This is a genomic window from Pseudomonas alcaligenes (assembly GCF_041729615.1).
Taxonomy (GTDB): domain Bacteria; phylum Pseudomonadota; class Gammaproteobacteria; order Pseudomonadales; family Pseudomonadaceae; genus Aquipseudomonas; species Aquipseudomonas alcaligenes_B.
This window is the reverse complement of record NZ_CP154874.1, coordinates 2,577,354-2,595,724: the sequence shown is the minus strand read 5'-3', so window position 1 is coordinate 2,595,724 and position 18,371 is coordinate 2,577,354. Positions and strand designations below refer to the sequence as shown.

At 67.7% G+C, this 18,371-nt stretch carries 16 protein-coding genes; 5 read left to right on the top strand and 11 right to left on the bottom strand.

What is annotated here, in order from left to right; genetic code table 11:
• Positions 1 to 118: 118 nt before the first annotated feature.
• Positions 119 to 1,504 (top strand): NorM family multidrug efflux MATE transporter, encoded by a 1,386-nt coding sequence (locus AAG092_RS12625; protein WP_373386957.1) that lies wholly within the window; start codon positions 119 to 121, stop codon positions 1,502 to 1,504.
• A gap of 73 nt (positions 1,505 to 1,577) precedes the next feature.
• Here the strand turns inward: AAG092_RS12625 and AAG092_RS12620 are convergent, their stop codons facing one another.
• The gene (locus AAG092_RS12620) at positions 1,578 to 3,251 is read right to left on the bottom strand and encodes a putative bifunctional diguanylate cyclase/phosphodiesterase (RefSeq protein WP_373386956.1); all 1,674 of its coding nucleotides are present in this window, start codon (positions 3,249 to 3,251) and stop codon (positions 1,578 to 1,580) included.
• A gap of 294 nt (positions 3,252 to 3,545) precedes the next feature.
• On the opposite strand from AAG092_RS12620, the gene rep reads away from it, so the two are divergent.
• Positions 3,546 to 5,555 (top strand): DNA helicase Rep, encoded by a 2,010-nt coding sequence (gene rep / locus AAG092_RS12615; RefSeq protein WP_373386954.1) that lies wholly within the window; start codon positions 3,546 to 3,548, stop codon positions 5,553 to 5,555.
• A 74-nt stretch (positions 5,556 to 5,629) separates the two neighbouring features.
• Here rep and AAG092_RS12610 read toward each other — a convergent pair whose 3' ends face one another.
• The 5 genes from AAG092_RS12610 to dadA form a co-directional block, all read right to left on the bottom strand.
• Complete coding sequence (locus AAG092_RS12610) at positions 5,630 to 6,052, bottom strand: cytochrome c5 family protein (RefSeq protein ID WP_373386953.1); 423 nt, start codon at positions 6,050 to 6,052, stop codon at positions 5,630 to 5,632.
• 143 nt (positions 6,053 to 6,195) lie between these two features.
• Positions 6,196 to 6,744 (bottom strand): cupin domain-containing protein, encoded by a 549-nt coding sequence (locus AAG092_RS12605; RefSeq protein WP_110682777.1) that lies wholly within the window; start codon positions 6,742 to 6,744, stop codon positions 6,196 to 6,198.
• A gap of 103 nt (positions 6,745 to 6,847) precedes the next feature.
• A complete protein-coding gene (gene alr / locus AAG092_RS12600; protein ID WP_373386952.1) occupies positions 6,848 to 7,921 on the bottom strand; it encodes an alanine racemase in 1,074 nt (357 codons plus the stop codon).
• A 58-nt stretch (positions 7,922 to 7,979) separates the two neighbouring features.
• Positions 7,980 to 8,330, bottom strand: a complete 351-nt coding sequence (locus AAG092_RS12595; RefSeq protein WP_110682775.1) for a RidA family protein — start codon at positions 8,328 to 8,330, stop codon at positions 7,980 to 7,982.
• A complete protein-coding gene (dadA, locus tag AAG092_RS12590; protein WP_110682774.1) occupies positions 8,305 to 9,603 on the bottom strand; it encodes a D-amino acid dehydrogenase in 1,299 nt (432 codons plus the stop codon). The genes AAG092_RS12595 and dadA overlap by 26 nt, the downstream gene beginning before the upstream one ends.
• A gap of 227 nt (positions 9,604 to 9,830) precedes the next feature.
• Between dadA and dadR the strand changes: the two genes are divergently transcribed.
• Complete coding sequence (gene dadR / locus AAG092_RS12585) at positions 9,831 to 10,319, top strand: transcriptional regulator DadR (protein WP_021702033.1); 489 nt, start codon at positions 9,831 to 9,833, stop codon at positions 10,317 to 10,319.
• A gap of 162 nt (positions 10,320 to 10,481) precedes the next feature.
• Here dadR and AAG092_RS12580 read toward each other — a convergent pair whose 3' ends face one another.
• On the bottom strand, positions 10,482 to 10,835 hold the full coding sequence (locus AAG092_RS12580) for a YkgJ family cysteine cluster protein (protein WP_373386950.1): 354 nt from the start codon (positions 10,833 to 10,835) through the stop codon (positions 10,482 to 10,484).
• Between the two features lie 158 nt (positions 10,836 to 10,993).
• Between AAG092_RS12580 and AAG092_RS12575 the strand changes: the two genes are divergently transcribed.
• Complete coding sequence (locus AAG092_RS12575) at positions 10,994 to 12,328, top strand: NAD(P)/FAD-dependent oxidoreductase (protein ID WP_373386949.1); 1,335 nt, start codon at positions 10,994 to 10,996, stop codon at positions 12,326 to 12,328.
• A gap of 230 nt (positions 12,329 to 12,558) precedes the next feature.
• Here the strand turns inward: AAG092_RS12575 and AAG092_RS12570 are convergent, their stop codons facing one another.
• Positions 12,559 to 12,783 carry a DUF1127 domain-containing protein gene (locus AAG092_RS12570; protein ID WP_373386948.1) on the bottom strand — a complete coding sequence of 75 codons (225 nt, stop codon included), beginning with the start codon at positions 12,781 to 12,783 and terminating at the stop codon, positions 12,559 to 12,561.
• Positions 12,784 to 12,958: 175 nt separating this feature from the next.
• On the opposite strand from AAG092_RS12570, the gene AAG092_RS12565 reads away from it, so the two are divergent.
• Entirely contained in the window at positions 12,959 to 14,380 is a 1,422-nt protein-coding gene (locus tag AAG092_RS12565; RefSeq protein WP_373386947.1) for a PLP-dependent aminotransferase family protein, read from the top strand.
• Here AAG092_RS12565 and AAG092_RS12560 read toward each other — a convergent pair whose 3' ends face one another.
• From AAG092_RS12560 to AAG092_RS12550, 3 genes are all read right to left on the bottom strand, one after another.
• On the bottom strand, positions 14,381 to 15,337 hold the full coding sequence (locus AAG092_RS12560; RefSeq protein ID WP_373386946.1) for a DUF4892 domain-containing protein: 957 nt from the start codon (positions 15,335 to 15,337) through the stop codon (positions 14,381 to 14,383).
• Positions 15,338 to 15,372: 35 nt separating this feature from the next.
• Positions 15,373 to 16,530 carry an MFS transporter gene (locus AAG092_RS12555; protein WP_373386945.1) on the bottom strand — a complete coding sequence of 386 codons (1,158 nt, stop codon included), beginning with the start codon at positions 16,528 to 16,530 and terminating at the stop codon, positions 15,373 to 15,375.
• Positions 16,531 to 16,846: 316 nt separating this feature from the next.
• A complete protein-coding gene (locus AAG092_RS12550) occupies positions 16,847 to 18,340 on the bottom strand; it encodes an aldehyde dehydrogenase (RefSeq protein ID WP_373386944.1) in 1,494 nt (497 codons plus the stop codon).
• Positions 18,341 to 18,371 lie beyond the last annotated feature (31 nt).

Genomic DNA, 18,371 nt, shown 5'->3' with positions numbered 1-18,371 from the left:
TAGTCATGCCAGGCATCGCTTTTTTCCTTTTGTGCGCGTCGCGTCGACTCCCGAGAATGGCGCCATTCTCCGCCCGCCGGATTTTTCCCGGCAAGTCTTCTCTTGAGCCTGACTCATCATGCCGCAGTCCGTCCGCACCGAACTGGTCGCCCTCTTCCGCCTCGCCGGCCCCTTGATCGCCGCGCAGCTGGCCCATGTGCTGATGGTGTTCACCGACACCCTGATGATGGGCAAGCTGGGCCCCGCCGAGCTGGCCGCCGGCGGCCTGGGCGCGGCCAGCTATTCCTTCGTGTCGATCTTCTGCGTCGGCGTGCTGGCCGCAGTGGGCAACCTGATCGCCATCCGTCACGGCGCCGGCGACAGCACCGGGGTCACCCGCCTGGCGCAGAACGGCCTGTGGCTGGCCGGCGGCCTGGCCCTGGCCAGCGGCCTGCTGCTGTGGAACCTCGGCCCGCTGCTGGCGCGCTTCGGCCAGGAGCCGCACAACATCGAGGGGGCGATGCAGTTTCTCTCCACCCTGGTGTTCGCCCTGCCCGGCTACCTCGGCTTCATAGCCCTGCGCGGCTTCCCGGCGGCCATCGGCCGGCCGGGCCCGGTGATGGCCATCAGCATCGGCGGCGCGGCGGCCAACTTCGCCCTCAACTGGGCGCTGATCCACGGCTGGTTCGGCCTGCCGCCGCTGGGCCTGGCCGGCATCGGCCTGGTCACCGCGCTGGTGGCCAACGCCATGACCCTGCTGCTGTTCCTCCATCTGCTGCGCCACCCGGCCTACGCCGCCTACCCGCTGGCGCGCGGCCTGCTGCGCCCGCGCCTGGCCGAGCTGCGCGAGCTGCTGCGCCTAGGCCTGCCGATCGGAGGTACCTATGCGGTGGAGTCCGGCATGTTCGCCTTCGCCGCCCTGTGCATGGGCGCCATCGGCAGCGACGCGCTGGCCGCACACCAGATCGCCATCATGTCGGTGTACGTGGCCTTCATGGTGCCGGTGGGCATCTCCTACGCCACCACCTTCCGCATCGGCCAGCACTTCGGCGCCGGGCGCCTGGCCGATGCCCGCCGCGCCGGACGCCTGGGCATCGGCGGCGGCGCCTGCTGCATGCTGGCCTTCGCCCTGCTGTTCTGGCTAGCGCCGGAATGGGTGGTGGGGCTGTTCCTCGACCGCCACGACCCGCAGTTCGCCGCCGTGGTGGCGCTGGCCGTGAGCCTGCTGGCGGTGGCCGCCTGGTTCGAGCTGTTCGACGGCATCCAGACCATCGCCATGGGCGCGATCCGCGGTCTCAAGGACGGCAAGACCACCCTGCTGGTCGGCATTCTCTGCTACTGGGTGATCGGCATTCCGCTGGCCTGGGCGCTGGCCTTCCCGCTCGGCTGGGGCGCCGAAGGCGTGTGGTGGGGCCTGGCCGGCGGCCTGGCCTGCGCGGCCATCGGCCTGACCCTGGGCTTCGAATGGCGCATGGTGCGGATGCTGCGGCCGCACGCGGTACCGGCAGAGGCCTGCCTGTCGTAGCAATCCGGGAAACAGGTGAGCCCGCCCCCGGATTGCATCCGGGCTACCGGCCAGGTCGTGCGGGCTACCTGGCCTAGGACGGTAAGCCACCGAGCAGCGGCTGACGCAGGCCGAACACCAGGAAGCGCGCCAGCTCGGCCAGCGGCAGCGGCTTGCTGATCAGGTAGCCCTGCACCTGGTCACAGCCGAACTGGCGCAGCAGGGCCAGCTGCTCGGCGTTCTCCACGCCCTCGGCGACCACCTCCAGGTGCAGGTTGTGCGCCAGGTTGATCATGGCCCGCACCAGCTGGCGATTCTCCGCGCGCTCGCCCATGCCGCCGACGAAGCTCTTGTCGATCTTCAGCAGGGTGATCGGCAGGTTGTTCAGGTGCACGAAGGAGGAGAAGCCGGTACCGAAGTCGTCCAGCGAGAAGCGCACGCCGAGCCGGCCGAGGGCCTGCATGGTCTGCCGCACCTGCTCGCTGCGGCGCATCACCGCCGTCTCGGTCAGTTCGAACTCCAGCCACTGGGCATCCACCCCGCGCTCCTCGATCAGGCGGCCGAGGGTGGCCAGCAGCTGGCTGTCCTGGAACTGACGGAATGACAGGTTGACCGCCATGTGCAGCGCCGGCAGGCCGCGCCCGCGCAGCCACTGCATGTCGCGCAGGGCGCGGGCGATCACCCAGTAGCCGAGCGGCACGATCAGCCCGCTCTCCTCGGCCAGCGGCACGAACTCGTCCGGGCCGAGCAGGCCGCGCTCGGCATGCCGCCAGCGCACCAACGCCTCCAGGCCGAGGATGCGCCCGCTCTGCAGGCACAGCCGTGGCTGATAGTGCAGCTCCAGCTCGTCGCGGCGCAGGGCGCGGCGCAGCTCGCTCTCCAGGTCGGCCATGCTGCGCGCGCCGCGGTGGATGCGCTCGTCGTACAGGTGATAGGTACAGCCCTGGGCCGCCTTGGCCTGCTGCATGGCGATGTGCGCATGCCACAACAGCGGGTCGGCACTCTCGCCAGCGCGGGCATGGGCAAGGCCGAGGCTACAGCCGAGCAGCAGGCTCTCGCCGTCCACCCAGTAGGGCTCGGACAATACCTCGGTGATGCGCTCGGCCACGCGCTCGGCACGCCCCGGCTCGCGGCGCAGGTCGAGAAGCAGGGCGAATTCGTCGCTGCCCAGCCGCGCCAGGGTATCGCCGGCCTCCAGCTGGGCCTTGAGACGGGCCACCACCTGCAGGATCAGGCGGTCGCCGGCCTGGTAGCCGAGGGCGTCGTTGACGTGCTTGAAGTTGTCCAGATCGAGGTGACCGAGGGCCAGGCCGCGCCCCTGATATTCGGCCAGGCGCGCCGCCAGCAGGGTCTGGAAGCCCTGGCGATTGGCGATGCCGGTCAGCGGATCCTGTTCGGCCAGACGCTGCAGGGTCGCCTGCAGGCGCCCACGCTCGCCGGCATAGCGCAGGCAGCGGCGCAGCATGTCGACACCCAGGTTGTCGCGTACCAGCCAGTCACAGACATCGGCCGGCTCCGTAGCAGGTTCCTCGTCGAGCAGCAGGATGGTCGGCAGCGAACAGCGGCCGGGCGCCGGCTGGCAAGCGGGAGTGGTCAGCAGCAGCCCAGGAGCGCCATCGTCGAACAGGCTGCTGGCCGCCTCCCAGGACGGCGCGGTGATCAGCGGGAAGATGCCGTCCAGGGCCTCGAGTCGCGCGCGCAGCAAGGCAGCCCACTGTGGCTCTTCGGCCAGCAGGACCAGGCGCATGGGTTCGACGTGCGCGGACAAATGACCTCCCCAGGGTCGGATTGACAGACCATTCCTGTCTGCGTGCACCGTTCAACGGCGTTCTCTTGCTGCCCATCCTGTGCAGATTTCTGCGCATCCTGCGGGAAAGGCTTAGCAGCGGCAACGGGGGCCGACTGGCACAAGCGTACATGATCTTTAAAAATAGTGACTTAGCACACAATCTTTAAGCTTTTTATTGGGAACCCGGCCTGCCGGGCGGCGGTCTGCATGCGCCCCGGCGGCGCCCTGCGGCTGCTAGAATGCCGCCTCGTTTTTTCTGACCGAATTCCCCCCATGTCGCGACTCAATCCCCGGCAGCAAGAGGCCGTGAACTACGTCGGCGGCCCGCTGCTGGTGCTGGCCGGCGCCGGCTCCGGCAAGACCAGCGTGATCACCCGCAAGATCGCCTACCTGGTGCAGCAATGCGGCATCCAGGCCCGCCATATCGTCGCCATGACCTTCACCAACAAGGCCGCGCGCGAGATGAAGGAGCGCGTCGGCACACTGCTCAAGGGCGCCGAGGCGCGTGGCCTGACCGTGTCGACCTTCCACAACCTGGGCATGAACATCATCCGCAAGGAGTACGCGCGCCTGGGCTACAAGCCCGGCTTCTCGATCTTCGACGACGGCGACATCAAGGCCCTGCTGACCGACATCATGCAGAAGGAATACGCCGGCGATGACGGCGTGGACGAGATCAAGAACCTGATCGACAGCTGGAAGAACGACCTGATCCTGCCCGACGAGGCGCTGGCCAAGGCGCGCGGCCCCAAGGAGCAGACCGCTGCGGTGGTCTACCTGCACTACCAGCGCACGCTCAAGGCGTACAACGCGGTGGACTTCAACGACCTGATCCTGCTGCCGGTGAAGCTGTTCCAGGAGCACGCCGACATCCTCGAGAAGTGGCAGAACCGCATCCGCTACCTGCTGGTAGACGAGTACCAGGACACCAACGCCAGCCAGTACCTGCTGGTCAAGCTCCTGGTCGGCATGCGCCACCAGTTCACCGTGGTCGGCGACGACGACCAGTCGATCTATGCCTGGCGCGGCGCGCGCCCGGAAAACCTGATGCTACTCAAGGAAGACTACCCGTCACTCAAGGTGGTGATGCTGGAGCAGAACTACCGCTCCACCAGCCGCATCCTCAAGTGCGCCAACGTGCTGATCGCCAACAACCCGCACGTGTTCGAGAAGCAGCTGTGGTCGGAGATGGGCCACGGCGACGAGATCCGTGTGATCCGCACCCGCAACGAGGACGCCGAGTGCGAGCGGGTGGCCCTGGAGATCCTCACCGAGCACCTGCGCACCGAGCGCCCGTACAGCGACTTCGCCATCCTCTACCGCGGCAACTACCAGGCCAAGCTGATGGAGCTGAAGCTGCAGCACCACCAGATCCCCTATCGCCTCTCCGGCGGCACCAGCTTCTTCGCCCGCCAGGAGGTGAAGGACCTGATGAGCTACTTCCGCCTGCTGGTCAACCCGGACGACGACAACGCCTACCTGCGGGTGATCAACGTGCCGCGCCGCGAGATCGGCTCCACCACCCTGGAGAAGCTCGGCAACTACGCCAGCGAGCGCGGCATCTCGATGTACGCCGCCAGCGACGAGCTGGGCCTGGCCGAGCACCTGGACAGCCGCTACACCGAGCGCCTCGCCCGCTTCAAACGCTACATGGACAAAATCCGAGAGCTGTGCGCCGGCAACGACCCGATCGGCGCCATTCGCAGCATGATCATGGATATCGACTACGAGAACTGGCTGCGCCAGAACGCCTCCAGCGACAAGGTCGCCGAGGCGCGCATGGGCAACGTCTGGTTCCTCGTCGAGGCGCTGAAGAACACCCTCGACAAGGACGAGGACGGCGACATGACCATCGAGGACGCCATCGGCAAGCTGGTCCTGCGCGACATGCTGGAGCGCCAGCAGGAAGAGGAAGAAGGTGCCGAGGGCGTGCAGATGATGACCATGCACGCCTCCAAGGGCCTGGAGTTCCCCTCGGTGTACATCATCGGCTTCGAGGAGGAGATCCTCCCGCACCGCTCCAGCATCGAGGCCGACACCATCGAGGAGGAGCGCCGCCTGGCCTACGTCGGCATCACCCGCGCCAAGCGCAACCTGACCCTGACCTTCGCCGCCAAGCGCAAGCAGTACGGCGAGATCATCGACTGCTCGCCGAGCCGCTTCCTCGACGAGCTGCCGCCGGAAGACCTGGTCTGGGAAGGCCAGGAGGATGCCCCGGCCGAGGTCAAGAGCGCGCGCGGCAACGATGCCCTGGCCAACATGCGCGCCCTGCTCAAACGCTGAGGCGCGACAATCGGCCGCAGGCCAGACAGGCACAAAAAAGCCGCCCGCGGGCGGCTTTTTCGTCGAGGCCGGTGTTACAGGCCGGACATCTTCTTGATCGCGCCGAGCAGCTCGTCGTCCGAGCAGGTGGCGCAGGTGCCTTTCGGCGGCATGGCGTTGATGCCGGCGATGGCCGACTTGAGGATGCCATCCAGGCCACCCTTGGCATCGGCACGCGCTTTCCAGGCGGCGGTATCGCCGACCTTCGGTGCGCCCAGCACGCCGGCATTGTGGCAGGCGCCACAGTGGGCGGCGATCACGTCGTCCGGGGACTTGGCGCCACCGCCGGCGGCCACGGCCACGGCGCCGACGCCCTTGCATTCTTCACCCTGGATGCAGACCTCGCCCACCGGCTTGATGCGCTCGGCGATCTCGTCGTTGGTCGCAGCCTGAGCGCTCACAGCCCACAGGGCCAATACGGCAGCTTGAGCCGCCAGCATCTTCTTGATCAGGTTCACGGTACACCCTCATTGGCTAGACACGCCCGCGGCCACGGTTTCGCGAGCGGGCGCAGTATAACGGTTAGGCCGGCCGGCCGGAACAACCCAACTTGTCGCAGGGGCATTGGACGTGCGGCGCGCGCCGAACGTCCGTGGCCGCCTCAGAAGTTCGCCGGCGTGGTGGCGCTGATCAGCCGCGCCGGCTGGTCGAACGGATTGCGGAAGCGGTGCGGCTTGGTGCTGTCGAAATAGTAGCTGTCGCCCGGCTCGAGGATGAACACCTCGGCACCCACGGTCAGCTCCAGGCGCCCGTCCACCAGCATGCCGGCTTCCTCGCCGTCGTGGTTGAGCATTTCCTCGCCGGTGTCGGTACCCGGCGGGTAGGTTTCGTCGAGGAAGGTGATGGCCCGGCTGGGGTGCGCCTTGCCGATCAGCTTCATGGTCACGGCGCCGCTGGAAAGGTCGGTCAGTTCGTCGGCCCGGTACACCACCTGGGTGTGGTTGTCCTGCTCCAGGTCGAGGGAGAAGAACTCCACCAGCGACATCGGGATGCCGCCGAGCACCTTCTTCAGCGAGCTGATCGAGGGGCTCACGCTGTTCTTCTCGATCATCGAGATGGTGCTGTTGGTGACGCCCGCCCGCTTGGCGAGTTCACGCTGGGAAAGGCCTTTGAGTTTGCGAATAGATTGCAGTCGAACACCGACGTCCAATGCGGGGGTCCTCCTTGGGAGCAAGGCAGTTGGGTGGCCGTATGATGCGGCCAGTGTTCAGTATTTACAACACTGCAAACGCAATTGCCCCGCGCCCTGACAGCTAGCCCCCGGAATAGAGCCGCGGCACCCGCTTGAGGTTGCAGAACAGCTGGTACGGAATGCTGCCGCAACCATAGGCCACGGCGCTGGCGGAGACGTTGCGCCCCCACAGCTCGACCCGGCTGCCGAGACCGGCCTGCGGCAGGTCGGTGAGGTCGACGGTGAGCATGTCCATCGACACCCGGCCGATCAGACGAGTCATCTGGCCCTCGACCAGCACCGGCGTGCCGGTGGCGGCATGCCGCGGGTAGCCGTCGGCATAGCCCATGGCGACTACGCCGACGCGGGTCGGCCGCTCGGCGACGAAGCGCGCGCCGTAGCCCACCGGCTCGCCGGCCGGCAGTTCGCGCACGCTGATGATCTTCGATTCCAGGGTCATCACCGGCTTCAGCCGCGCCGCCTGGGCCTGGTCCTGCTCGAAGGGGGTGGCGCCATAGAGCATGATGCCCGGGCGCACCCAGTCGCTGGCGATGCCCGGCCAGCCGAGGATGGCCGGCGAGTTGCGCAGGCTGACCTCGCCCTGCAGCCCGGCGCGGACCTGCTCGAACAGGGCGACCTGCTCCTCGCTGCGCGGGCAGTCCAGTTCGTCGGCGCGGGCGAAGTGGCTCATCAGCACGATCTTCTCGACCTTGCCGCTGGCCAGCAGGCGGGCGTAGGCGTCGCGGTATTCGGCCGGGTGCAGGCCGACCCGGTGCATGCCCGAGTCGAGCTTGAGCCACACCTGCAGCGACCGCCCCAGGCGCGCCCGCTCGATCGCCTCGACCTGCCAGGCGGCATGTACCACGCACCACAGCTGGTGCTGGTCGATCAGGCTCAGCTCGCTCTCCTCGAAGAAGCCCTCGAGCAGCAGGATCGGCTGGCGGATGCCGGCGTAGCGCAGTTCCAGCGCCTCCTCGATGCAGGCCACGGCGAAGCCGTCGGCCTCCGCCTCCAGCGCCTGGGCGCAGCGCACCGCACCGTGACCGTAGGCGTCGGCCTTGACCACCGCCAGGGCCCTGGCGCCGCTGACCTCGCGGGCGAGGCGGTAGTTGTGACGCAGGGCTTCGAGATCGATCAGGGCACGGGCGGGACGCATGGCGGCTACTTCGTTCGGTTAAAAAAAGCCCGGCGGGGGTGCCGGGCCAAAGGGATGTTCAGGCTTGCGCGGCGACGACCATCATCTCCACCAGCACGCGCGGGTCGTACAGCTTGGCCTCGACACAGGCGCGGGCCGGGGCGGCGCCCTCGGCGACCCAGGCGTCGTACACCTGGTTCATGCCGGCATAGTCGGCCATGTCCTTGAGGTAGATGGTCACCGAGAGGATCTTGGTCTTGTCGCTGCCGGCCTCGGCCAGGAAGCGGTCGATGTTGGCCAGGGTCTGGCGGGTCTGCTCACGGATATCGCCGTCGTAGTCATCGGCCAGCTGGCCCGCCAGGTAGACGGTGCCGTTGTGGATGACGATTTCGCTGTAGCGCTTCTCAATGCGCAGGCGCTGGATGGACATGCTTGTGGCTCTCCTTGGTGCGGCCATAACGGGAAATATCCAGGCCTTCGGCGCTGATCTGCGGACGCTTGTTCGCCATCAGATCGGCGAGGAAGCGACCGGAGCCGCAGGCCATGGTCCAGCCAAGGGTACCGTGTCCGGTGTTGAGGAACAGGTTGCGGTAGGCGGTGGCGCCGACGATGGGCGTGCCGTCCGGGGTGGCCGGGCGCAGGCCGGTCCAAAACTCGGCGCGGCTGACATCGCCGCCCTGCGGGTAGAGATCGTTGGTGATCATCTCCAGGGTGGCGCGGCGGGCCGGGTTGAGGCTCAGGTCGAAGCCGGCGATCTCGGCCATGCCGCCGACACGGATGCGGTTGTCGAAGCGGGTGATGGCGACCTTGTAGGTCTCGTCGAGGATGGTCGAGGTCGGCGCCATCGCCGGGTCGGTGATCGGCACGGTCAGCGAGTAGCCCTTGAGCGGGTAGACCGGCGCCTTGATGCCCAGCGGCTTGAGCAGCTGCGGGCTGTAGCTGCCGAGGGCCAGCACGTAGCGGTCGGCGGTCTCCAGCTTGCCGTCGATCCACACGCCATTGATGCGGTCGCCGGCGTGGTCCAGGCGCTGAATGTTCTGCCCGAAACGGAACTCGACGCCCAGGGCCTTGGCCATTTCGGCCAGCTTGCTGGTGAACATCTGGCAGTCGCCGGTCTGGTCGTTGGGCAGGCGCAGGGCGCCGGCCAACTTGTGCTTGACCCCGGCCAGGGCCGGCTCGACGCGGGCGATGGCGTCGCGGTCGAGCAGCTCGTAGGGCACGCCGGAGGCTTCCAGCACGGCGATGTCCTTGGCCGCGGCATCGACCTGGGCCTGGGTGCGGAACAGCTGGGTAGTGCCGAGCTGGCGGCCTTCGTAGGCGATGCCGGTCTCGGCGCGCAGCTCGTCGAGGCAGTCGCGGCTGTACTCGGACAGGCGCACCATGCGCTCCTTGTTCACCGCGTAGCGGGCGGCGGTGCAGTTGCGCAGCATCTGCGCCATCCACAGGTACTGGTCGATGTCGGCGGTGGCCTTGATCGCCAGCGGCGCGTGCTGCTGCAGCAGCCACTTGATGGCCTTCAGCGGCACGCCCGGGGCGGCCCAGGGCGAGGCGTAGCCAGGCGAAACCTGGCCGGCATTGGCGAAACTGGTTTCCAGGGCCGGGCCGTTCTGCCGATCGACCACCACCACCTCGAATCCGGCACGGGCCAGATAGTAGGCACTGGCGGTACCAATCACGCCGCTGCCGAGTACCAGAACACGCATCTTCGCCTCCTCGCTGCGGGGCGAACCCGCGAGCGTTTGTTATTTTGACCGTAGATGTGCGCAGTATAGGAAGGCGCGAGCAGCGATATTCACTGTTTATCGATCGGCATTTGGCGTTAGTTCTCGGCGCAGAGCGGTTTCACAGGAACACATCCAGGCGATATGGCTATATTTACGCCATACTGCCAGTGAATTATCGCGTTAAGTTATTCCACACGGAGCCCGCCATGCGCACCCAGCACCAGAGCCGCCGCGAACTGGACAAGATCGACCGCAACATCCTGCGCATCCTCCAGGAGGACGGGCGCATCAGCTTCACCGAGCTGGGCGAGCGGGTCGGCCTGTCCACCACGCCCTGCACCGAGCGCGTCCGCCGCCTGGAGCGCGAGGGCATCATCATGGGCTACCACGCCCGGCTCAATCCGCAGCAGCTCAAGGCCAGCCTACTGGTGTTCGTCGAGATCAGCTTGGACTACAAGTCCGGCGACACTTTCGAGGACTTCCGCCGCGCCGTGCTCAAGCTGCCGCATGTGCTGGAGTGCCACCTGGTGTCCGGCGACTTCGACTACCTGGTGAAGGCGCGGATCAACGAGATGGCCAGCTACCGCAAGCTGCTCGGCGACATCCTGCTCAAGCTGCCGCATGTGCGCGAGTCGAAGTCCTACATCGTCATGGAGGAGGTCAAGGAGTCGCTGACCCTGCCGGTGCCGGAGTGACGCAAACGCGGGGATCTCGCGAGCTAGAGCGCGACAAGGCAGAAATGGCCGAGGGCGCGGAGTTTACGAGTTGCAAAAATGAGCAGACTCGCTTCGGGCCGCGCTGAAGCGCGTTAGCCGCAAGCGGCTTGCCGAGGCCATTCGCCGACGCGTAGCAGATACTCACACCAGGCGCTGGCGGGTACTGGCGATCAGCCGATGTACCTGGCGCTCGACGGCCGGCTCGATCGGCGTTTCCGGCCCCTGGCCGTGCGGGCAGGGCAGGTTCGGCGTGGTGCCGAACAGGCGACAGATCAGCGGGCGCTGGTCATACACCGTGCAACCCTGCGGGCCGAGGTGCACGCAGTTGTACTCGGCCAGCGCCGCGTCGTGCTCGGCATCGCTCCTGACCGGCAGGCGCGCCAGTTCCTCGGACGAGGCGGTGACCGGGCCGCAGCAGTCATGGCAGCCGAGCACGCAGGCGAAACGCGGAATCTGCCGGCGCAGCTGGTCGATCTTGCGGTCGGTGCAACTCATTGACGGGCCTTGTGCTGAATGCCGCTAGTGTATCCGCGCGGCAGTGGCGTCGATGACTGCGAGTGAAAAGAGTTTTTCCTGGGGCGCTCTTGGCGCCTGGCATGGGCCATGCTTAAGCTGCGTAAAATTTTAACAACACATAACTCAGGATTTCGCACATGAACGCCCGCGTTCACCAGCCGCAACGCCCCGCCGTGCACAGCGACCAGCACGCCGCCTCCTACTACGCCGCCACGGCCAACCGCCAGCTGAGCTACCCGACACTGGCAGGCGAGGAACTGGCCGACGTGTGCATCGTCGGCGGCGGCTTCTCCGGCCTCAACACCGCCATCGAACTGGCCCGCAAGGGCTTCTCGGTAGTGCTACTGGAAGCTCATCTGGTCGGCTGGGGTGCCAGCGGGCGCAACGGCGGCCAGCTGATCCGCGGGGTCGGCCATGGCGTCGAACAGTTCGAGCCGGTGATCGGCGCCGACGGCGTGCGCCAGCTCAAGCTGATGGGCCTGGAGGCGGTGGAGCTGGTGCGTCGCCGCGTGGAAGAGTTCCAGATCGACTGCGACCTGACCTGGGGCTACTGCGACCTGGCCAACAAGCCGGCCCACCTGGACGGCTTCGCCGAGGACAAGGCCGAGCTGGAAAGCCTCGGCTACCGCCACGAACTGCGTCTGCTGCAACCGCAGCAGATGCACCAGGTCGTCGGCTCCGACCGTTACTGCGGCGGCATGATCGACATGGGCTCGGGCCACCTGCACCCGCTCAACCTGGCCCTGGGCGAGGCAGCCGCGGCGGCCTCGCTGGGCGTGCGCCTGTTCGAACACTCGCCGGTGAGCCGCATCGACTACGGCCCCGAGGTGAAGGTACACACCGCCCGCGGCAGTGTGCGCGCCAAGACCCTGGTCCTGGCCTGCAATGCCTACCTCAACGGCCTGGACCCGGAGCTGGGCGGCAAGGTACTGCCCGCCGGCAGCTACGTGATCGCCACCGAGCCGCTGGGCGAAGCGCGCGCACGCGCGCTGATCCCGCAGAATATGGCGCTGTGCGACCAGCGCGTGGCGCTGGACTACTATCGCCTGTCGGCCGACAAACGCCTGCTGTTCGGCGGCGCCTGCCACTATTCCGGCCGCGATCCGGCGGACATCGCCGCCTATATGCGGCCGAAAATGCTGAAAGTCTTCCCGGAGCTGGAGGATGTGCGGATCGACTTCCAGTGGGGCGGCATGATCGGCATCGGCGCCAACCGCCTACCGCAGATCGGCCGGCTCAAGGATCAGCCCAACGTCTACCACGCCCAGGCCTATGCCGGGCACGGCCTCAACGCCACCCACCTGGCCGGCAAGCTGCTGGCCGAGGCGATTGCCGGCGAACAGGGCGGCGGCTTCGAGCTGTTCAACCGCGTGCCGCACATGACCTTCCCCGGCGGCAAGCACCTGCGCTCGCCGCTGCTGGCCCTGGGCATGGCCTGGTACCGCCTGAAGGAGGCGGCGGGTCTGGTCTGAAACCGGCCGAGCCCTCCCCCGTTTACGAGAGAGGGGGCGGGGGAGAAGGTAATGTGCCAGCGCTGCCCTCTGCCTAACCCTCTTCCCGGCGGGGAGAGGGGACACATCGAGCCCTGCTAGCGCAACAGTGGGTAGCCCGGATGCAATCCGGGGGCGGAGCTGCCTGCCTCCCGGATTACATCCGGGCTACAGGTGGTCGGAACCCGGCTGGCAGACCGCAGAGTCCGCACCTAGCGCAACAACCGCCACCAGGGCCGGGTCGCCTCGGCCCGCGCCTGCTCGGCGCTCAGGCCGATGTCCTGCAGCTGCTCGGCATCCAGCTCGAGCAGCGCGCGGCGGGTCGCCAGGTGCCGGCGCAGCAGGTGCCAGCGCCGCCCCAGCTCGCGCAGTGGCAGGCGCTCGCCACTGTCCCGGCGCTCCCGCAGCGCCACATACAGACCTCCGAATTCGCGCATGGTCGGCCCTCCGTCAGGCTGTTCCCTTGGGAGACCATGATGGCGGCGACCATACAGACGATACAGATTCAAAAATTGTTAATTAACACCATACAGAGCGCTCGACTGCGCGGCTGAATGCTCTATTCTGGCGGCATCTGTATTGCTCGCCCGGCATCAGGGCAAGGCATCTGTCATGACCCTCTACATGAACCTGGCCGAGCTGCTCGGCACCCGCATCGAGCAGGGCCTGTACCGCCCCGGCGAACGCCTGCCCTCGGTACGCGCCCTCAGCCAGGAGCACGGCGTCAGCCTGAGCACGGTGCAGCAGGCCTACCGCCAGCTGGAGGACGATGGCCTGGTGGAGCCGCGGCCGAAGTCCGGCTACTTCGTGCCGCTAGGCCGGCAGAAACCGGCGCTGCCGATGGTCAGCCGCGCGGCACAGCGCCCGGTGGAGGTGTCGCAGTGGGACCAGGTGCTGGAGCTGATCGCCACCCCGCCCTATGGCGACATGGTGCAGCTCGGCCGCGGCATCCCCGACATCGCCGCACCGACCCTGCGCCCGCTGCTGCGCAGCCTGTCGCGCCTGAGCCGGCGCCAGGGCCTGCGCGAGCTGAGCTACGGCAGCCTGGAGGGCGACCTCGGCCTGCGCGAGCAGGTGGCGCGCCTGATGCTGGACTCCGGCTGCCAGGTGCCGGCCGAGGACATCGTCATCACCACCGGCTGCCACGAGGCGCTGTCGGCCGCGCTGCGCGCCATCTGCCAGCCCGGCGACATAGTCGCGGTGGACTCGCCGAGCTTCCACGGGGTGATGCAGGCGCTCAAGGGCTTCGGCCTCAAGGCCCTGGAGCTGCCCACCGACCCGCTCACCGGGATCAACCTGGAAGCCCTGGAGATGGCCCTGGAGCAGTGGCCGATCAAGGCCATCCAGCTGACCCCGACCTGCAACAACCCGCTCGGCTACATCATGCCCGAGGCGAACAAGCGCGCCCTGCTGGAACTGGCCCAGCGCTACGACCTGGCGATCATCGAGGACGACATCTACGGCGAGCTGGCCTACCGCTATCCACGCCCGCGCAGCATCAAGTCGTTCGACGAGGACGGCCGCGTGCTGCTCTGCAGCTCCTTCTCCAAGACCCTGGCGCCGGGCCTGCGCATCGGCTGGATCGCACCCGGCCGCTACCTGCAGCGGGTGCTGCACATGAAGTACATGGGCACCGGGATGAGCGCCCAGCTGCCGCAGCTGGCGCTGGCCGAGTTCATCGGCGCCGGCCTCTACCAGCCGCACCTGCGGCGCATGCGCAGCCAGTACGCGCGCGGCCGCGAGCTGATGACCGGCTGGGTCAGCCGCTATTTCCCCGCCGGCACCCGGGTCAGCCAGCCGCAGGGTGGCTTCATGCTGTGGGTGGAGATGCCGCAGGGCTTCGACAGCCAGCGCCTCAACCGCCTGCTGGCGCCGCACAAGGTGCAGATCGCGCCGGGCAGCATCTTTTCCGCCGCCGGCAAGTACCGCAATTGCCTGCGCATGAACTTCGCCACCGCCCAGGGCGACGCCATCGAGCAGGCGGTGCGGCGGGTCGGCGAGACGGTGGCGCAGCTGCTGGCCGAGCAGGCCTGACTACTGGGCCCGGTCCACCAGTTCCACGCGCCGGTTCAGCGCCCTGCCCGCCTCGTCGCGATTGCTCGCCACCGGCGCGGCCATGCCGACGCCAACCGCCGTCAGGCGCTCGCGGGCAATGCCGTGCTGCGTCACCAGCGCCTCGACGATGGACTGCGCGCGGCGCTGCGCCAGCTCGCGGTTGTAGTCCAGCGCGCCCTGGGCGTCGGTATGCCCGACCACCAGCACCTGCAGCTGCGCGCGGGCCTGCAGCAGCTTGGCGATCTCCGCCAGCTGGGCCGCCGAGTCGGCGCGCATCTCGGCCTTGTCGGTGTCGAAGTACAGGCCGTACAGCGCCACCCTTCCCTGCTGGTCGAGCCCCTGCTGCAGCTCGCCGGCCTCGACCACCAGCATGCGCTGCTCCATCGCCTTGCGCTCCAGCACATCCAGCTGGATCAGGCTGCGGCCCTTGTTCGGCCCGCCGCCGGACTGGTTGAGCACCACGTAGAGCGCGGCATACAGATCACCTTCCGGCCGCTTGAGACGGGCATACAGATAGCGCTGATCCTGGTGATACTCGCGAAAGTGCATGTCCATCGTGATCGCATGGTTGAAGTTGCGCCCGCCGCATTCCTCGCGCGCACAGACGAACAGGGTCTCGAAGCCGGCGTCGGCCAGGGCCTGCTGGTAGTTGCGCAAGATCTCCAGCGGCGTGCGCTCGGCCGGCGCGCGGTAGCTCAAGCGGGTCAGCTTGCCTTCCAGCACCTCGGTGGCGCCCAGGTTCTTCTGCAGGCCGCCGTAGGCGCTGGCCGGCGCCTTGAGAAAGCGCCAGTCGGTATAGGCCTGCGTCTGGTAGGCGTAGATTTCCGCGCCCTCGTAGCGCGGGATGGCCGGGTGGTCGGCGCTGCCGGGCAGATCGGCGGCGCCGGCGGCGAACGCCAGCAGAGCCAGAGGCGCGGCGAGGATTCGGCTGTACATGCTGGTCTCCCGGCGGATGGGCCTGGGAGACAACCCTAGTCGCCGGCCAGCGGGCTCGCCAGCGGCGCCTGGAAGGCCGCGCGGCGCCAGGCCAGGGCGACGAACAGCGCGGCACCGGCGGCCATCAGCAGCGGCAGCGCATGGCCGCTCAGCCACTGGCTGGCGGCGCCGGTGGACAGCGGCCCGAGCAGGCAGCCGACGCCCCACAACAGGGCGATATGGGCGTTGGCGCGGACCAGCGCGTCATCGCGGTAGAACTGCCCAACCAGGATCAGCGACAGGGTGTAGAGACCACCGGCGGAAGCGCCGAACAGCACCAGCAGCGGCCAGATCAGCAGCGTGTGCAGCAGTGCCGGGATGGCCAGGCTGGACAGCAGCAGGACCACGCCGCAGACACGGAACAGGGTGGCGCGCGACACCCGGTCGGCGAGCAGGCCGATGGGCAGCTGCAACAGGGCATCGCCGACCACCACCACACTGGCCATCAGCAGCGCCGTCTCCTGGGCGAAGCCTTCGCGGATCAGGTAGACCGGCAGCAGGGTCAGGACCATGGCCTCGAAGGCGGCGAACAGTGCCACCGCCCAGGCGATGGCCGGCTGGCCGCGACAGAAACGCAGGAAGCCACGCCCGGAGGCGCTGTGCGCATCCACCCGCGGCGCCCCGCTATGGCCGAGCAGCACCAGGCTGCCGGCCACCAGCAGGCCGACCGAGAGCCAGAAGCCGAGGTCGCTGGTGCTGCCGATGACCGTCAGCGCCAGCGGTCCGGCCAGCTGGCTGAGGGCGAAGCCGGTGCCGTACAGGGCCACCAGGCGGCCGCGCAGGCGCTCCTCGACCAGCTGGTTGATCCAGCTCTCGCCGAGGACGAAGACCACGGTCAGGGAAATGCCGATCAGCAGGCGCAGCAGCAGCCACAGCGGGTAATAGGGCAACAGCGCCAGCAGGCCGACCGAACAGGCACTGGCCAGCAGGCACAGGCGCAGGCTGCGCGGGGTACCCAGCCAGCCGGCCAGGCGCCCGGTCAGACGGGCGCCGAGCAGCACGCCGACGGCCGGCATGGCCGCCATCACGCCAATGGCGAAGGGCCCGTAGCCCCAGCTTTCCAGGCGCAGCGAGACCAGCGGCAGGGTCACCCCCAGCGCCAGTCCGACTATGACCACCGCCGCGGTAACGGCGAAGTAGGTTCCCCAACGCATAGCCCAATCCTTTCCGGCCAAAGCAAACGGCCGGGTTCCCAAGGAAACCCGGCCGCAGGTGTGGCTCACTCGGGAGCCGGCCCCGAAGGGCGGACCTTAAAGTACGGTCAAACTAGCCCAACATCGATGAAGATCTCCTGGGCTAAGGCCAGGACCAACGACCAACGGGAGTAACAGCCGTTAGGCTGGCCCGAAGGGCGAGCGTCAGCGAGTCAGGCGCCCCGCAGCTTTTAAACGCAGCGTACTGCAGTACGTGAGCATTAAAAGCGAGGACGCAACGCCGTATGGCCGACGACCAGGAGATCGTCCCGCGTACTTACAGCTTGATCCAGGTGGCCTTGATCTCGGTGTATTTGTCGAAGGCGTGCAGCGACTTGTCGCGGCCGTTGCCCGACTGCTTGTAGCCACCGAACGGTGCGGTCATGTCGCCGCCGTCGTACTGGTTCACCCACATGCTGCCGACGCGCAGGGCCTTGGCGGCCAGGTGCGCCTTGGACAGGTTGCTGGTCCAGATGGCGGCGGCCAGGCCGTAGATGCTGTCGTTGGCGATGGCGATGGCTTCCTCGGTGGTGTCGAACGGAATCACCGTCAGCACCGGGCCGAAGATCTCCTCCTGGGCGATGCGCATCTTGTTGTGTGCGTCGTCGAAGATGGTCGGCTCGACGTAGACCCCACCGGTTTCTTCCAGGGTGCGCTTGCCACCGCAGAGCATCTTGGCCTGGTCGGCATGGCCGGCCTCGATGTAGGACAGCACGCTGTTCAGGTGACCCTGGTCGACCAGCGCGCCGACCTGGGTCTCCGGGTCCAGCGCATGGCCGACCTTCCAGCCCTTGAGGGCCTCGACCACCATGGGCATGAACTGGTCCTTGATCGAGCGCTGCACCAGCAGGCGCGAACCGGCGGTGCACATCTCGCCCTGGTTGAAGCAGATGGCCATGGCAGCGGCCTCGGCGGCCTCCTTCAGGCAGGGCGCATCTTCAAACACGATGTTGGCGCTCTTGCCGCCGGCTTCCAGCCAGACGCGCTTCATGTTCGATTCGCCGGCATAGATCATCAGCTGCTTGGCGATCTTGGTCGAACCGGTGAACACCAGGGTGTCGACATCCATGTGCAGGGCCAGGGCCTTGCCCACGGTGTGGCCGAAGCCCGGCAGCACGTTGAGCACGCCGGCCGGAATACCGGCCTCAAGCGCCAGCTCGGCCATGCGGATGGCGGTCAGCGGGGATTTCTCCGACGGCTTGACGATCACCGAGTTGCCGGTGGCCAGGGCCGGGCCCAGCTTCCAGGCGGTCATGATCATCGGGAAGTTCCACGGCACGATGGCGGCGACCACGCCCACCGGCTCGCGGGTCACCAGGCCCAGTTCGTCGTGCGGGGTGGCGGCCACCTCGTCATAGATCTTGTCGATCGCCTCGCCGCTCCAGCGGATGGCGCGCGAGGCACCGGCCACGTCGACGCTGAGGGAGAAGGCGATCGGCTTGCCCATGTCCAGGGTTTCCAGCAGGGCCAGCTCCTCGGCGTGGGCGTCGAGCAGGTCGGCGAAGCGGATCATGATCTTCTTGCGCTCGACCGGCTTCATGCGCGACCACACGCCCGACTCGAAGGTGGCGCGGGCATCGCGCACGGCGACCTCGGCATCGGCGGCGTCGCAGCTGGCAATCAGGCCCAGGAGGCGGCCATCGACCGGGCTCACGCACTCGAAGGTCTGGCCGGAAACGGCATCGCGGTGCTCGCCGTGGATCAGGGCGCGGCCTTCGATCTTCAGGTTCTTGGCGCGCTGTTCCCAGTCGGCACGAGTCAGGGTGGTCATGCGAGTATCCTCGGTGGAAGCGTGTGGCAAA

Bases quoted from the DNA above. Each gene is read 5' to 3' on its own strand.
- AAG092_RS12625 (WP_373386957.1), top strand. From the start codon at position 119: ATGCCGCAGTCCGTCCGCACCGAACTGGTCGCCCTCTTCCGCCTCGCC.
- rep (WP_373386954.1), top strand. From the start codon at position 3,546: ATGTCGCGACTCAATCCCCGGCAGCAAGAGGCCGTGAACTACGTCGGC.
- alr (WP_373386952.1), bottom strand. From the start codon at position 7,921: ATGCGTCCCGCCCGTGCCCTGATCGATCTCGAAGCCCTGCGTCACAAC.
- AAG092_RS12595 (WP_110682775.1), bottom strand. From the start codon at position 8,330: ATGTCCATCCAGCGCCTGCGCATTGAGAAGCGCTACAGCGAAATCGTC.
- dadA (WP_110682774.1), bottom strand. From the start codon at position 9,603: ATGCGTGTTCTGGTACTCGGCAGCGGCGTGATTGGTACCGCCAGTGCC.
- dadR (WP_021702033.1), top strand. From the start codon at position 9,831: ATGCGCACCCAGCACCAGAGCCGCCGCGAACTGGACAAGATCGACCGC.
- AAG092_RS12580 (WP_373386950.1), bottom strand. From the start codon at position 10,835: ATGAGTTGCACCGACCGCAAGATCGACCAGCTGCGCCGGCAGATTCCG.
- AAG092_RS12575 (WP_373386949.1), top strand. From the start codon at position 10,994: ATGAACGCCCGCGTTCACCAGCCGCAACGCCCCGCCGTGCACAGCGAC.
- AAG092_RS12570 (WP_373386948.1), bottom strand. From the start codon at position 12,783: ATGCGCGAATTCGGAGGTCTGTATGTGGCGCTGCGGGAGCGCCGGGAC.
- AAG092_RS12565 (WP_373386947.1), top strand. From the start codon at position 12,959: ATGACCCTCTACATGAACCTGGCCGAGCTGCTCGGCACCCGCATCGAG.
- AAG092_RS12560 (WP_373386946.1), bottom strand. From the start codon at position 15,337: ATGTACAGCCGAATCCTCGCCGCGCCTCTGGCTCTGCTGGCGTTCGCC.
- AAG092_RS12555 (WP_373386945.1), bottom strand. From the start codon at position 16,530: ATGCGTTGGGGAACCTACTTCGCCGTTACCGCGGCGGTGGTCATAGTC.
- AAG092_RS12550 (WP_373386944.1), bottom strand. From the start codon at position 18,340: ATGACCACCCTGACTCGTGCCGACTGGGAACAGCGCGCCAAGAACCTG.